14 protein-coding genes and 1 pseudogene are annotated in these 14,714 nt (G+C 71.4%); 12 read left to right on the top strand and 3 right to left on the bottom strand.

From position 1 onward, the window contains the following. Positions 1–52 precede the first annotated feature (52 nt). The 9 genes from sufD (at position 53) to AB0D46_RS17205 (ending at position 6,975) form a co-directional block, all read left to right on the top strand. Complete coding sequence (gene sufD, locus AB0D46_RS17245; protein WP_362878164.1) at positions 53–1,231, top strand: Fe-S cluster assembly protein SufD; 1,179 nt, start codon at positions 53–55, stop codon at positions 1,229–1,231. Continuing rightward, positions 1,231–1,560, top strand: coding sequence for a bifunctional 3-phenylpropionate/cinnamic acid dioxygenase ferredoxin subunit (locus AB0D46_RS17240; protein WP_362878162.1), 330 nt, complete (start codon positions 1,231–1,233; stop codon positions 1,558–1,560). Before sufD ends, AB0D46_RS17240 begins: the two co-directional genes overlap by 1 nt. Positions 1,561–1,567: 7 nt before the next feature. Next, positions 1,568–2,335 (top strand): Fe-S cluster assembly ATPase SufC, encoded by a 768-nt coding sequence (gene sufC / locus AB0D46_RS17235; RefSeq protein ID WP_362878160.1) that lies wholly within the window; start codon positions 1,568–1,570, stop codon positions 2,333–2,335. Next, positions 2,332–3,588: a cysteine desulfurase gene (locus AB0D46_RS17230; protein WP_362878159.1), complete on the top strand. Its 1,257-nt coding sequence runs from the start codon at positions 2,332–2,334 to the stop codon at positions 3,586–3,588. Before sufC ends, AB0D46_RS17230 begins: the two co-directional genes overlap by 4 nt. Before the next feature lie 36 nt (positions 3,589–3,624). Continuing rightward, positions 3,625–4,086 carry a Fe-S cluster assembly sulfur transfer protein SufU gene (gene sufU, locus AB0D46_RS17225; RefSeq protein ID WP_362878157.1) on the top strand — a complete coding sequence of 154 codons (462 nt, stop codon included), beginning with the start codon at positions 3,625–3,627 and terminating at the stop codon, positions 4,084–4,086. Beyond that, entirely contained in the window at positions 4,083–4,427 is a 345-nt protein-coding gene (locus tag AB0D46_RS17220) for a metal-sulfur cluster assembly factor (protein WP_053681645.1), read from the top strand. Before sufU ends, AB0D46_RS17220 begins: the two co-directional genes overlap by 4 nt. Positions 4,428–4,769: 342 nt before the next feature. Further along, complete coding sequence (locus tag AB0D46_RS17215) at positions 4,770–6,044, top strand: DUF3616 domain-containing protein (protein ID WP_362878202.1); 1,275 nt, start codon at positions 4,770–4,772, stop codon at positions 6,042–6,044. 74 nt (positions 6,045–6,118) lie between these two features. Further along, positions 6,119–6,442 carry a multidrug efflux SMR transporter gene (locus AB0D46_RS17210; protein WP_362878156.1) on the top strand — a complete coding sequence of 108 codons (324 nt, stop codon included), beginning with the start codon at positions 6,119–6,121 and terminating at the stop codon, positions 6,440–6,442. Further along, positions 6,442–6,975: a TetR family transcriptional regulator gene (locus tag AB0D46_RS17205; RefSeq protein ID WP_362878154.1), complete on the top strand. Its 534-nt coding sequence runs from the start codon at positions 6,442–6,444 to the stop codon at positions 6,973–6,975. The genes AB0D46_RS17210 and AB0D46_RS17205 overlap by 1 nt, the downstream gene beginning before the upstream one ends. Positions 6,976–6,993: 18 nt before the next feature. Here AB0D46_RS17205 and AB0D46_RS17200 read toward each other — a convergent pair whose 3' ends face one another. Then, the gene (locus AB0D46_RS17200) at positions 6,994–7,869 is read right to left on the bottom strand and encodes a winged helix-turn-helix transcriptional regulator (RefSeq protein WP_362878153.1); all 876 of its coding nucleotides are present in this window, start codon (positions 7,867–7,869) and stop codon (positions 6,994–6,996) included. A 96-nt stretch (positions 7,870–7,965) separates the two neighbouring features. Here AB0D46_RS17200 and AB0D46_RS17195 point away from each other — a divergent pair. Beyond that, positions 7,966–9,194: pseudogene (locus AB0D46_RS17195) on the top strand (MFS transporter). A 9-nt stretch (positions 9,195–9,203) separates the two neighbouring features. Next, complete coding sequence (dapD, locus tag AB0D46_RS17190; protein WP_362878151.1) at positions 9,204–10,184, top strand: 2,3,4,5-tetrahydropyridine-2,6-dicarboxylate N-succinyltransferase; 981 nt, start codon at positions 9,204–9,206, stop codon at positions 10,182–10,184. Between the two features lie 97 nt (positions 10,185–10,281). Here the strand turns inward: dapD and AB0D46_RS17185 are convergent, their stop codons facing one another. Together AB0D46_RS17185 and AB0D46_RS17180 are read right to left on the bottom strand one after the other, a co-directional pair. Continuing rightward, positions 10,282–10,536 (bottom strand): hypothetical protein, encoded by a 255-nt coding sequence (locus AB0D46_RS17185; protein ID WP_362878149.1) that lies wholly within the window; start codon positions 10,534–10,536, stop codon positions 10,282–10,284. A 249-nt stretch (positions 10,537–10,785) separates the two neighbouring features. Beyond that, entirely contained in the window at positions 10,786–12,627 is a 1,842-nt protein-coding gene (locus AB0D46_RS17180; protein ID WP_362878147.1) for an endonuclease/exonuclease/phosphatase family protein, read from the bottom strand. 422 nt (positions 12,628–13,049) lie between these two features. On the opposite strand from AB0D46_RS17180, the gene AB0D46_RS17175 reads away from it, so the two are divergent. Beyond that, entirely contained in the window at positions 13,050–14,579 is a 1,530-nt protein-coding gene (locus AB0D46_RS17175; protein WP_362878145.1) for a hypothetical protein, read from the top strand. Positions 14,580–14,714: the final 135 nt, after the last annotated feature.

The following is a 14,714-nucleotide window of genomic DNA, read 5'->3' as shown; positions in this document are numbered from 1 at the left end:
CCGACCGCCCGCAGACATTCTTTGACGTAGGAAAGAGAGCACGAAGACAGCCATGGCTGAGGCTCAGAACATTCCGGCCGGTTCCACCACCGCCGGCGCGATCGCGGTGGCCGCCGAGTCCACCGTCGCCACCCGGATGAGCGCGCCCCCGTCCTTCGACGTGGCCGACTTCCCGGTTCCGCACGGCCGCGAGGAGGAGTGGCGGTTCACCCCGCTCGCCCGTCTCAAGGGCCTGCACGACGGCACCGCGGTCGCCAACGGCACCATGAAGGCACAGATCGACGCGCCCGAGGGCGTCACGATCGAATCCGTCGAGCGCGGCGACGCCCGCATCGGCAAGGCCGGCGCCCCCGTGGACCGGGTCGCCGCCCAGGCGTTCTCGTCCTTCGCCAAGGCCACGGTCGTCACCGTGCCCAAGGAGCTGGTGCTCACCGAGCCCGTGCGCGTTTCGCTGCACGGCGAGGGCGGCACCACCTTCGGCCACACCGTGTTCGACGTCCAGGCCTTCGCCGAGGCCGTCATCGTCATCGACCACACCGGTGACGGCGTGCGCGCCGCCAACGTCGACTTCCTCGTCGGCGACGGCGCGAAGCTGACCGTCGTATCGGTGCAGGACTGGGACGACACCGCCGTCCACGTCTCCCAGCACAACGCGCTGATCGGCCGCGACGCGACGTTCAAGTCGATCGTGGTCACCTTCGGCGGCGACCTCGTCCGCCTGCACCCCCGCGTGAACTACGCGGGCCCCGGCGGCGAGGCCGAGCTCTTCGGCCTGTACTTCACGGACGCCGGTCAGCACCAGGAGCACCGCCTCCTGGTCGACCACAAGGCCCCGCACTGCAAGTCGAACGTCGTCTACAAGGGCGCGCTCCAGGGTCAGGACGCCCACGCGGTCTGGATCGGTGACGTGCTCATCGAGAAGACCGCCGAGGGCACCGACACCTACGAGATGAACCGCAACCTCGTCCTGACGGACGGCGCGCGGGTCGACTCGGTGCCGAACCTGGAGATCGAGACCGGCGAGATCGTCGGCGCCGGCCACGCCTCCGCGACCGGCCGCTTCGACGACGAGCAGCTCTTCTACCTCCAGTCCCGCGGCATCCCGGCCGACACGGCCCGCCGCCTGGTCGTGCGCGGCTTCTTCGGCGAGCTCGTCCAGCAGATCGGTGTCCCCGACATCGAGGAGCGCCTGCTCGCGAAGATCGAAACCGAGCTGCAGGCGTCCGTCTGATGACCTACGTCAAGGCCTGTGCGCTGAGCGAGCTGGAAGAGGACGCCCCCAAGCGGGTCGAGCTCGACGGCACGCCGGTGTCCATCGTCTCCACCGGGGGCGAGGTGTTCGCGATCAACGACATCTGCTCGCACGCGAACGTCTCGCTCTCGGAGGGCGAGGTCGAGGACTGCATGATCGAGTGCTGGTTGCACGGGTCGGCCTTCGACCTGCGCACCGGAAAGCCGTCCGGTCTGCCCGCGACGCGCCCCGTACCCGTATACCCCGTAAAGATCGAAGGGGGCAACGTCCTTGTCGACGTACGCGCCTCCCTCACCCAGGAGTCCTGAGGTATCCATGGCAACGCTTGAAATCCACGACCTGCACGTCTCCGTCGAGGCCGAGAACGCCGCCCGCGAGATCCTCAAGGGCGTCAACCTCACCATCAAGCAGGGTGAGACGCACGCCATCATGGGTCCGAACGGCTCCGGCAAGTCCACCCTCGCGTACGCGCTCGCGGGCCACCCGAAGTACACGATCACCAGTGGCACCGTGACCCTCGACGGCGAAGACGTCCTGGAGATGTCCGTCGACGAGCGCGCCCGCGCCGGCGTCTTCCTCGCCATGCAGTACCCGGTCGAGATCCCCGGCGTCTCGGTCTCCAACTTCCTGCGCACCTCGGCCACCGCCATCCGCGGCGAGGCGCCGAAGCTGCGTACCTGGGTGAAGGAGGTCAAGTCCGCGATGGAGCAGCTCCAGATGGACCCGGCCTTCGCCGAGCGCAACGTCAACGAGGGCTTCTCCGGCGGCGAGAAGAAGCGCCACGAGATCCTCCAGCTGGAGCTCCTGAAGCCGAAGATCGCGATCCTCGACGAGACCGACTCCGGCCTCGACGTCGACGCCCTGCGCCAGGTCTCCGAGGGCGTCAACCGCGTCCGCGACACGGGCGAGGTCGGCACCCTGCTGATCACGCACTACACGCGGATCCTCCGCTACATCAAGCCCGACTTCGTCCACGTCTTCTCCGAGGGCCGCATCGTCGAGTCCGGCGGCGCCGAGCTCGCCGACAAGCTGGAGGCCGAAGGCTACGAGTCGTACAGCACGAAGGGTGGCGCGACCGCGTGACACAGCTGCCTGGCCTCCTCGACATCGAGGCGATCCGCAAGGACTTCCCCCTTCTGGATCGTGTGGTCCACGACGGGAAGAAGATCGTTTACCTGGACAACGCGGCGACTTCGCAGAAGCCGCGCCAGGTGCTCGACGCGCTGAACGAGTACTACGAGCAGCACAACGCCAACGTCCACCGCGGCGTGCACGTGCTCGCCGAGGAGGCCACGGCGCTGTACGAGGGCGCTCGCGACAAGGTCGCCGCCTTCATCAACGCACCGAGCCGCAACGAGGTGATCTTCACCAAGAACGCCTCGGAGTCGCTCAACCTCGTCGCGAACATGCTCGGCTGGGCCGACGAGCCCTACCGGGTCGACCAGGACACCGAGATCGCCATCACGGAGATGGAGCACCACTCCAACATCGTCCCGTGGCAGCTGCTCTCGCAGCGCACCGGCGCGAAGCTGAAGTGGTTCGGCCTCACCGACGACGGCCGGCTCGACCTGTCCAACATCGAAGAGGTCATCACGGAGAAGACGAAGATCGTCTCCTTCACGCTGGTCTCCAACATCATGGGCACGGTCAACCCGGTCGACGCGATCGTCCGGCGCGCGCAGGAGGTCGGCGCGCTGGTGCTGATCGACGCCTCGCAGGCCGCTCCGCACATGCCGCTGGACGTGCAGGCCCTCGGCGCCGACTTCGTCGCCTTCACCGGCCACAAGATGTGCGGCCCGACCGGCATCGGCGTCCTGTGGGGCCGCCAGGAGCTGCTGGAGGACCTGCCCCCGTTCCTCGGTGGCGGCGAGATGATCGAGACCGTGTCGATGCACTCGTCGACGTACGCCCCGGCGCCCCACAAGTTCGAGGCGGGTACGCCCCCGATCGCCCAGGCCGTCGGCCTCGGTGCGGCCGTGGACTACCTGACCGCGATCGGCATGGACAAGATCGCCGCGCACGAGCACGCGATCACGGAGTACGCGGTCAAGCGCCTCCTGGAGGTGCCCGACCTGCGGATCATCGGCCCCACCACGGCCGAGGACCGCGGCGCCGCGATCTCCTTCACGCTCGGGGACATCCACCCGCACGACGTCGGCCAGGTGCTCGACGAGCAGGGCATCGCCGTCCGCGTGGGACACCACTGCGCGCGTCCGGTCTGCCTGCGGTACGGAATTCCCGCGACGACGCGGGCGTCTTTCTACCTGTACTCCTCTCCCGCCGAGGTCGACGCGCTGATCGACGGGCTGGAGCACGTACGGAACTTCTTCGGATGACGACGAGTCGGACGACAAGAGGCTGACGAGGACGCTGTGAAGCTGGATTCGATGTACCAGGAACTGATCCTGGACCACTACAAGCACCCGCACGGGCGTGGCCTGCGCGACGGCGACGCCGAGGTGCACCACGTCAATCCGACGTGTGGGGACGAGATCACGCTGCGCGTGAAGTACGACGGGCAGACGCTCACCGACGTCTCCTACGAGGGCCAGGGCTGTTCCATCAGCCAGGCGAGCGCCTCCGTACTGAACGAGCTGCTCGTCGGCAAGGAGCTGGCGGACGCGCAGAAGATCCAGGCCGTGTTCCTGGAGCTGATGCAGTCCAAGGGCCAGATCGAGCCCGACGAGGCCATGGAGGAGGTGCTGGAGGACGCGGTCGCGTTCGTCGGCGTCTCCAAGTATCCGGCGCGCGTGAAGTGTGCTCTGCTGAGCTGGATGGCGTGGAAGGACGCGACCGCCCAGGCACTGGGCGACGCGGAGAGGAAGACGGCATGACCGAGAACGCGACGCCCGAGGCGTCGATCAAGCCGGCCAGCGAGGAAGAGGTCCGTGAGGCCCTCTACGACGTGGTCGACCCCGAGCTGGGCATCGACGTCGTCAACCTGGGCCTGATCTACGGCATCCACGTCGACGACGCGAACATCGCGACCCTCGACATGACGTTGACCTCGGCGGCCTGTCCGCTGACCGACGTCATCGAGGACCAGGCGAAGTCGGCGACGGAGGGCATCGTCAACGAGCTCCGCATCAACTGGGTCTGGATGCCCCCGTGGGGCCCGGACAAGATCACGGACGACGGCCGTGAGCAGCTGCGCGCGCTCGGCTTCAACGTCTGAGCGACGGACACCGGAGGGGCCCCCGGCACGGTCGTGCCGGGGGCCCCTCCTGTTCTCCGGGCGGGGGGCCCGGAGGCGGGGCGACGTTCTCCGGGGCAGCGTTCTCCGGGCGGACGGGCACCGTGCACCGGGAGTTCGCCGCAGTCGCCGAACCTTCTCGACGGCCGTCACTCGGTGACGCCGCACACGAGAGGAACACCTGTGACCCTTCGCCTTGCACCGGGACGCCGCCGGGGTACCGCCGGAGCCGCCGGCGCCGCGGCCCTGCTCCTCGCCGGGCTCACCGCGCCCGCGTCCGCGCACGCCGCGAGCGGGCCCGCGCGGGATTGGGCCGCCCCGACGATCGCGCTGTCCGCGACGCACCTGAGCGGCGCGGTGGGCGCCTTCGGCGACCCGGCCGTCACGGTGGACGTGGAGCAGCAGGGCATCTCGGCCGGCTTCCTGCGGCTGCGGGTCGTCTCCTCCAGCAACCCGGCCGTCGCGCGCGTCGGCGACGTACGGCAGGTGCGCGAGCGGAACGGCGAGCGCCGGCTCACTGTGAGCGCCCGCGGCCAGGGCTACACCGACCTGACCCTGGAGGTCACCGGGCGCGGCGGGAAGACCGCCACCGCGACCCTCTCCTACGCCGCCTCGGCGCGGACCGCGGACGCGGCCGGCACCCGCTACCTCACCGGCTCCTCGGACGCCTCGGCGGCGGTGGACGTGGGCGGCGGGCACGTCCTGGTCGCCGACGACGAGTCCAACGTGCTGCGGCTGTACGACCGCGCCCGCTCGGGCGGGCCCGTGAAGAGCTGGGACCTCGGCCCGGCCCTGGGCTGGAAGAAGGAGGCCGACATCGAGGGCGCCGCCCGGGTCGGCGACACCGTCTACTGGACGGGCTCGCTCGGCAACAACAAGGACGGCAAGTACAAGGCCGAACGGAACACGGTGTTCACCACCCGGATCACGGGTTCCGGCGCGGCGACCGAGATCACCTTCCGCGCCGCCCACAAGGGCCTGCGCGAGGACCTGGTCGCCTGGGACGCGGCGAACGGCAACCGCTACGGCTTCGCCGCCGGGACGGCCGCCGGTGAGGTGCCCAAGCAGATCGACGGGTTCAACGTCGAGGGGCTGGAGTTCGCCCCGGGCTCCAAGACCACCGCCTACCTTGGCTTCCGGGCGCCGCTGGCCCCGGCGGTACCCGGCGGCAAGGCACTGGTCGTGCCCGTCACCAACATCGACAAGGTCGTGGCGGAGGGCGCCGAGGCCGTGTTCGGCCGGCCGATCGAGATGGACCTGGGCGGGCTCGCGGTGCGCGACATCCGCAAGAACGCCGCCGACCAGTACCTGATCCTGGCCGGTTCCTGGGCGGCCGACGACAACTCCGACCCGTACGCCCTCTACCAGTGGGACGGGATCGCGGGCCACGCCCCGAAGAAGCGCGCCGACCTGCCGACCGGCGACCCGGGCGGCTGGGAGGCCGTGGTGAACGTTCCCGACCTGCGGTGGCGCGGCGCCCGCGTCCAGCTGATCACCGACAGCGGCGCCGCCGACCTGTACGGGGACGGGACCGAGGCCAAGGACCTGGACCACCCGGAGTGGAAGAAGTCCCGGTCCGCCTGGTTCACCCTGCGCTGACCGGGGTCCACCTCGCGCTCGGGCGCGAGTGCCCATGTGTACGGCCGTACGCATCGATGTGTACTCTTGTACGCATGCCCTACGTACTGCTTGCGGCGGCGATCGCCGCCGAGGTGGCCGGCACCACCGCCATGAAGTACAGCGACGGCTTCACCCGGCTGTGGCCCTCCCTGGGCACGGTGCTGGGCTACCTCATCGCGTTCACCCTGCTCGCCCAGACACTGAAGTCCATGTCGGTGGGTACCGCGTACGCGATCTGGGCCGGTGTCGGCACCGCGGCCATCGCCGCGATCGGCATGGTGTTCATGGGGGAGGCGGCCACCGCTGCGAAGATCGCCGGGATCGGGCTGATCATCGGCGGCGTCGTCCTGCTGAACCTCGGCGGGGCGGCGCACTGATGCCCACCGCAACGCGCCGCTACGACCCGGACCGCCGGCAGCGCATCATCGACGCCGCGATCCGCGTCGTGGCGGACCGGGGCATCGCCGGGCTGAGCCACCGCAGCGCGGCGGCCGAGGCGGACGTACCGCTTGGCTCGACGACCTATCACTTCAAGACCCTGGACGACCTGTTGGTCGCCGCCCTGCGGCAGGCGAACGCCGGGTTCGTCCTGGTGCCCGACGTACGGGACGGGGACCTCGCGGGCGCGCTCGCCCGCCTGCTCGGCGAGCTGCTCACGGCCGACCGGGGGCGGGCGGAGCTGGAGTACGAGCTCTACCTCGCCGCCCTGCGCCGGCCCGTGCTGCGGCCGATCGCGGCGCAGTGGTGCGAGGCGTTCGCGGCCACCCTGGCGGAACACACCGATCCGGTGACCGCGCGGGCACTGGTGGCGGTGTTCGACGGGATCTGCCTCCAGGTCCTGCTGACCGACGTCCCGTACGACGAGACGTACGCCCGCGAGGTCCTCTCCCGGGTGCTGGGCGGGGCCTGAGGTCCCCGGCCCGAAGGCTCAGGCCGCTCCGCGGACCGCGGTCAGGGCCGCCGCCACGCTCGCCTCGATGTCCCGGACCGGGTAGAACACCTCGCGCACCGTCCGGTCCCGGTCCACCACCAGCGTCAGCCGCTTGATCCGGGTCATCCCCGCCGCGCGGAACGTCGGCAGCCGCAGCGCCGTCACCAGATCGAGCCCCGCGTCCGACAGGAGCGGGAAGCGCAGCTGCTCCTTCTCCGCGAACTCCTTCTGCTCGTCGGGGCGTTGGGTCGAGACCCCGTGCACGGTGGCGCCGGCCGCGGTGAACTCCGCGAGCTGGTCGCGGAACGTGCACGACTCCAGGGTGCAGCCCGGCGCCCCGGGGATCCCCGCCCAGCCGGGCGGGTAGGACTCCGCCCGGGCGTACGCGCCCGGGAAGCAGTACAGGACGGTGAAGGGCGTGTCCGCGACCGGGTCGCGGAGCTCGCCGAACCGGTCCGGCAGCAGCAATTCGGGCAACCGGGTGCCGCGCAGCGCGTGGACCCGTACCGCTTCCTTCGAGGATTCCCCCGCAGTGGCCGTCATCTCTCCCTCTCCCAGGACCCAGGTGTCACCCCAGTCCTGGAGGGCCACCAGGACGGGCAGCAGCCCCCGCCCGCGCGGGGTCAGCCGGTACTCGTGCCGCACCGGGCGTTCCTGGTACGGCTCGCGCGTCAGCACCCCGGCCTCGACCAGCATCTTCAGCCGCTCGGTGAGCACCTTGCGGGACATGCCGAGTTCGCGCTGGAGCTCGTCGAAGCGGTGCAGGCCGCGCGCGGTGTCGCGCACGATCAGCAGCGTCCACCAGTCGCCCACGACGTCGAGGGCCTGCGCGATGGAACAGTCCGCCTCGCCGAGGTGCGTGCGCTGGGCCATGGATACTCCTTCGTCCGTTGACCCCAGGCTGTCATGCTGTCATAGTCCGTTCCCAAAGGGAACTTACCGGGGGTTGAAGGACGGGGGTGCGGTGTGCTGAAGGGGTTCAAGGACGTACCGAGGGTCGTGTGGCTGCTGGCCGCGGGTGTGTTCGTCAACGCCGTCGTCAGCTTCACGTTCGTCTTCGTCTTCCTCTACCTGACCGGCCCGCGCGGCCTCGGCGCCGCCGAAGCGGGCGTCGTCACCGGCGTCGGGGGCATCGGCCTGGTCGCCGGCAACTTCACCGGCGGCTGGTACGGCGACCGCTTCGGCCACCGCCGCGTCCTGCTCGCCGCCTCCACCCTCGGCGGCCTGACCCTGATGGCCTTCCCGCTGCTCACCACCCCGTTGCTGTACGCGGCCCTGCCGCTGGCGCAGTACGCCTCCGGTGTGGTCCGCGCGGCCAACGCGGCCTGGTGGCCGTCACCGTCCCCGACGGGAACCGCCGACAGGCGTTCGCCGTCGTACGGTGCGCGGCCAATGGTGGCTTCACCCTCGGGCCGCCCCTGGGCGCCCTGGTCGCGAGCGGCCTCTCGTACGAGTGGCTCTTCGTCGGCGACGGCCTCGGCACCCTCTTCTTCGCGCTGTGGACCGCCCGGGCCGTACCCGCCCGGGGCGCCGCCCGCGAGGGCGCCGCGGTCCCGGACGGGGGGCCGGGCCGCGGCGTCCTCGCGGAGCTACGGGCCCGCCCCGCCGTGCCGGCGTTGCTCGCGGCGATCCTGGTGGTGGACGTGGTCTACCGGCAGCAGTACTTCACCTTCCCCGTCTTCCTCGCCGACCACGGCCTCGACGTCCGCGCGTTCGGCCTGGTCATCGCCCTGAACGGGGCCGTCGTCCTGCTCTTGGAACTGCCCGCCGCCGTGGCCCTGCGCCACCGGCCGCCGCTCGCGGTCATCGGAACCGGCCTCGTCCTCGTCGGGGCCGGGTACGCGGCACTGATCGGGGGCGCCGGGCCGGTGAGCGCCGTCACGATGATGGTGCTGCTGAGTTTCGGCGAGATCCTCTACAAGACCACCGCCACCGCCTACGTCGCCGACCAGGCCCCCGACCACGTCATCGGCCGGTTCCAGAGCCTGTGCGCGGGGGTCTCGGTCAGCGGGGTCGTCATCGGGCCCGTCGCGGGCGGAGCGCTCTACACGGCTGCCCCGGGGCTGTTGTGGCCGCTGTGCGCGGCGCTGGCTGCCGGGGCGGGCGCGGCCGTCATCGCCCTCTCGCTGCGACAGGCCCGACGCGCCGCGCGACCGTCACATGAGACCGGTTCGCGACCGCGGGCCGTCGCCGGTTAGGTTTCGGGCATGACTGCTACGCGTACCACCGGCGCCGTCGCCGCCGGACTTGCCACCCTCACCGCCGACGGCACCGTCCTCGACACCTGGTTCCCCGCCCCCGAGCTGTCCGCCGAGCCGGGCCCGGCCGGAACCGAGCGCCTCACCGCCGAGCAGGCCGTGGAACTCCTCGGCGCCGCCGCGGCCAAGGCCATCCGCTCGGACGCCGTCCGCGGCGTCGAGGTCGTAGCCGTCCGCACCGTCATCGCCTCCCTGGACGACAAGCCGCTCGACGCGCACGACGCGTACCTGCGCCTGCACCTGCTGAGCCACCGCCTGGTCAAGCCGCACGGCCAGAACCTGGACGGCGTCTTCGGCCTGCTGACCAACGTCGCCTGGACCTCGCTGGGCCCGGTCGCCGTCGACCAGGTCGAGACCGTCCGCCTGAACGCCCGCGCCGAGGGCCTGCACCTCCAGGTCACCTCGATCGACAAGTTCCCCCGGATGACCGACTACGTCGCCCCCAAGGGCGTGCGCATCGCCGACGCGGACCGGGTCCGCCTCGGCGCGCACCTCGCCGAGGGCACCACCGTCATGCACGAGGGCTTCGTCAACTTCAACGCCGGCACCCTCGGCACGTCCATGGTCGAGGGCCGCATCTCCGCGGGCGTCGTCGTCGGCGACGGCTCCGACATCGGCGGCGGCGCGTCCACGATGGGCACCCTCTCGGGCGGCGGCAAGCAGATCATCTCGATCGGCGAGCGCACCCTGGTCGGCGCCGAGGCGGGCATCGGCATCGCGCTGGGCGACGAGTGCGTCGTCGAGGCGGGCCTGTACGTGACCGCGGGCACCCGCGTCACCCTGCCGGACGGCCAGATCGTCAAGGCCCTGGAGCTCTCCGGCGCCGACAACATCCTCTTCCGCCGCAACTCGGTCACCGGCGCCGTCGAGGCCCGCCCGTACAAGGCGGCCTGGGGCGGCCTCAACGAGGTCCTGCACAGCCACAACTGACCCGCGCGGGCCGGTACGAACGGCGCCCCCCACCCGACGGGTGGGGGGCGCCGTCGCGCGTGGCCCGGTGCTTTCGCGGTGCTCCGGCGCTTCGGTGTCAGCGCGGCGCGATCGTGCGGATCAGGCCCGCGAAGGCCTGCTGCTCGGCCTCCGTCAACTCCACCGACTCCATCGGGTGCCCCTGGGGGCCGCGTTGGGCCGGGATGATCGGCAGGCCCTCGTACGCGGCCGGCTCGGGGTGGTGGAAACGGCTGTCCCACAGCATGTGGCCGAGGCCGACGATCCAGACCAGCGCGGCCACGAACAGCACCGCGAGGCCGATTTCCTGGGCGGGCGAGATGGAGGGGAACACGCGGTCCTCCGCGGGGTGCGAGCGGGACGAGCCGGTACGAACACGGGTCAAAGATCGGGCGTGCGGATACTCAACCACCACAACCGGCCCATTCGGGAGAGATGTGGCGAGCGTCACGCCAGGGTCGAAAGTCCCTACTTGTCCGGTCGTGCCCGCGCAACCGCCCCGACCCGACGGCCCCGGCCGCGGCCGGAAACGGGGCGGGGGGCCCGGGCGGGACGGCGCCCGGGCCCCCGCGGTCCGCGGGTGTTACGGGCGGAAGCGCAGCACCTGCGGGTCGTGGTCGCTGTTCTGCGCCGCGAACTCCGCGTTGATGTGGACGCTGTCGTACGTGAAGGTCTTGATCGCCGGGCTGGTCAGGATCTGGTCCAGCACCTGCGCGTTGCCCTGGTACACGTAGGAGTACCGTTCCGCCTTCGGCAGCGACTTGATCGCCGGGTACAGCGCGCCGCCGTCGGCGAGCGCCTCGGTCGTGGCCGAGAACTCGAAGTCGTTGATGTCACCGAGGACGAGCACGTTGGCGTTCTTCTGGACCGCCAGGACGTCCTTGACGAAACTGTTCACCGCCTGGGCCTGGAGCAGTCGCTTGGCCTCCGAGGAGCGCACCGGCGGCTGGTGGTGCGAGGTCAGGCCCTCGTCGCCGCCCTTCGAGCCGAAGTGGTTGGCGATCACGATGACCGGCTTGCCCTTGAAGGAGAACTCGCCCGCGAGCGGCTTGCGGCTGTCGGCCCACGCCGGGTTCGCCGGGTCGACGCGACCGGGGGAGCGGGTCAGCGCGGCCTTGCCGTTCACCGAGGTCACGCCGGTCGCCGTCACCGCGTCGCCCGGGGCGCGCTCGGTGAAGGAGACCCGCGCCGGGTTGAAGAGGAACACCTGGCGGATGTTGCCGCCGGGCTCGCCGCCGTCCTTGTTGTTCTCCGGGTCGACGGTCCGCCACTGGTAGGCCGGGCCGCCGGCCGCCGCGATCGCCGCCGTGAACTTAGTCAGCGTCTGCTCGGCCGAGACGACGCCGTCGTTCTTGGCGCCGTTGTCGTCCTGGATCTCCTCCAGGGCCAGGATGTCCGGGGAGGCCAGGTTCTCCACGACCGCCTTGGCCAGCGCGTCGAACTTCTCCTGCGGGTCGCTCGGGTCGAGGTTCTCCACGTTGTACGTGGCCACCGCGAGCTCGTTCGCCGCCTGCGCCTTGGTCTTCTCGGGGGCGAGGGTGCCCGCCTTCACGGTGCCCAGGGTGCGGGCCACCAGCGTGTAGCCGCCGAACTGGTTGAAGTCCAGGGGGCCCTCGGTGGTGCCGGTCAACTTGTCGCCGACGTTGGCGACCGGGAAGGGCTGCTGCGCGACGGGCGCGAGCTGCTGGATCTGGAGGCGGCCGGTGTTCTGGGACTCGTACGAGCCGTAGACCGTCCCGCCGCGCTTGGCGGCGTTCTCCCAGCCCTTCACCGTGACCCACAGCTCGGAGTACGGGTCGGTGGCGCCGACGACGCGGGAGGTGCCGATCTTGACGTTCATGCCCTCCAGCGACTCGTAGAAGTCGAGCGCGTAGCGCGAGGGCTCCAGGGCCAGGCCGTTGATGCTGCCACCGGCGGCGGTGTCGCCGGCCGGGGCGTACTCGGCGGGGACCGTGTACTCGTTGATGGCGGTGGCTTGGGGCAGCGCGTTGCCCGAGGAGACCACGGTGACCGTCGGCTTCGAGATCTGGGTGGCCGACTGGTTGCCGGAGTTGACGCCACCGGGGACGTACTCGCCGACCGTGCCCGAGACCTTGACCGCGTCGCCGACCGCGACGGTCGGGACCGAACTGGTGAAGACGAAGACGCCCTCGCTGGTCGCGGCGTCGTCGTCGGCGTCGGCGGACTGGATCCAGAAGCCGCGCGAACCGTACGTGCGCACGCCCGTGACGATGCCCTCGACGTCGGCGACGGCCTTGCCGTTGAGCGGGGATATCCGGGTCGTGCCCTGGATGTCGTGAATGCGTATCGGATCGGCGGACACGGCGCCTTCGGCCGCGTCGGCGGTACCGACGAGCAGGCCGGTGGCCAGCGCGGTGGCGACGAGGGCCGCGACGGCGGCGGAACGGGGATGCGAGGAGCGCATGGGCGGGAACTCCGGTGTGTGGAGGAGGTGGAGGGTGAACCCTGAGGGTCCCGATACATCTACGCGCGTCAATTTCCTGGGTGACCATCGACGTTGTCAAGGCCTCCAGGGGATACGGCAGCTGACTGTGGGATGAACCAAAGGCGATGGCCCCCCGGAGCTGCCCGGATTGCGTCTACGCTGGGTCGCCGTACGAGACCTGACGACCCGGCACCGGCTTTTGGGGCCGGGGTCCCCGCGGGGGGCTCGCCCGCGCGAGGGCGTCCCGTCGGGCCGCCGCCCCGTCGAGTCACCCGCCCCACCGTCGCGCCGCGTCAGCGCGTCACCGTCCCGTCGTCCGGTCGAGTCACCCGCCCCACCGCGTCACCCGCCCCACCGCGTCACCGCCCCACCGTCCCGTCGTGTCCGAGGAGAACCACCCCATGTCCGCAGAGCCGCACCCCACGCTGCCGCCGGTACGGCTGCACTCCGATGCGGAGCTGGCCCGCGACGCCCTCGTCGCCCCGCTGTTCGCCCGCGCCGTCCGGCTGGCCCGCTGGGCCGGGCCCGACACCCGCGTCGACGTCGGCGGTGAACTCGTCGCCGACCAACTGCCCGAGGCCGCGGCCGTGCTCGGCCTCGCCGCCGCCGACGAGGACGGACCCGTCCACGCGAGTCAGGCCTGGCGAGTGGCCGTGGACACCGGGCTGGTCGACGTGACCGAGCCCGAGGAGGACAACGGTGACGGCGCCGGCGCCGAGGGCGGGGAGCCCGAGTACGGCGCCGCCGCCCCGGGCGAGGACCTCGCGCTGTTGACCGGCGGGGCCCCCGGCGACGTGCTCGACCTGTGGCTTGCGGCCCTGGACACCGTCCTCGCGGACGCGGCCGTGCCCGACCTGGACGATCTCGTCGACGCCATGGACGCGGGCGGCGAGATCGACTTCGACCGGCTGGACTGGAACCCGCAGCGCGAGGCCGACTTCCTCGACGGCGTCCTCGCCAACCTGTACCTGCTCAGCGTCGCCGAGGGCGGCGCGGGCGAGGCGCCGGTGCCGCTGCCGGTGCTCGCCGCGTCGATGATCGTGCCCGACGACATGGGCGAGCCCAGCGACGCCGTGCTGGAGCAGGTGTCGGATGCGATGATGCGCCTCGACGACCAGTTCCGGCAGCTGGAACCGATCGGGCTGGTCGAGTTCCAGCCGGTCGACGAGGCCCTCATGGTGGAGGCGGAGGACTTCCCCGGGGCCGACGGCGACGGGGCGCAGGCGCCGGGCGCGGACACCGGGAGCTGGGACGACGATGACGAGGACGTGTCCCGGTACGGGATGGTCCGGCTGACGCCGCTCGGCCTGTACGGCGTGCGCGCCCGCATGCTGGAGGCCGGAGTGGAGGCCCCCGCGATCGGGGACCTCGCCGACAAGGGCGCGGACACCCTGCTCGAGGCGGTCTCCTTCTACCCGGAGAGCGCCGCCCAGGCCGAGATCGAGCAGTGGCTGGCCGGGCGCGAGTCGGCCGCGGCGGTCACCGAACTGCTCGCCGCGGCCCGCGGGGTGGACGAGGGCGGCCCGCTGCGCCGGCTGCGCTGCCAGCAGGCCCTCGCCCCCGCCGCCGGACCGGAGGCCGAGGAGGCGGTCCGGGCCGTGCTCGACGACCCGGAGCTCGGCGGACTCGCCCGGGTCTGGCTGGCGGAGCGCGGGGTGGCCGACGTACCGGCGCCGGACGGGGCCATGGTGTTCTGGCTGACGGTCGACACGATCGCGGCGCAACTGGCGGCGGACGGCGAGACCGAGGAACTGCCGCTGCTCATGCAGTCGTTGACGGAACACCACACGGGCTTCTTCGACCAGGTCTGGCGGGTGGAGCACCCCGCGACGGCGTACGTCCTGGAGGCCATGGGCCGGCTGCACCCGGACAAGAAGGCCTCGAAGGAGGCCCGCAAGGCCGCGTTCAAGGCGCGCTCGCGGCAGCCCTGACACCGGGCGGTCGCGATCGGGGACTCCGATGGGAGACGCCGATGGGGACTCCGACCGGGGATGCACAACAGGCCTTTCCCGGGTCGGAGTCCGCCATTGCGGGCCCTTCCAAGGGCGCGTGCCGCATTTCTGGGT

Origin of the sequence: Streptomyces sp. NPDC048383 (assembly GCF_040651775.1) — a bacterium.
Classification (GTDB): domain Bacteria; phylum Actinomycetota; class Actinomycetes; order Streptomycetales; family Streptomycetaceae; genus Streptomyces.
The sequence above is the reverse complement of the archived record's forward strand: the minus strand, read 5'-3'. Positions and strand labels throughout refer to the sequence as shown.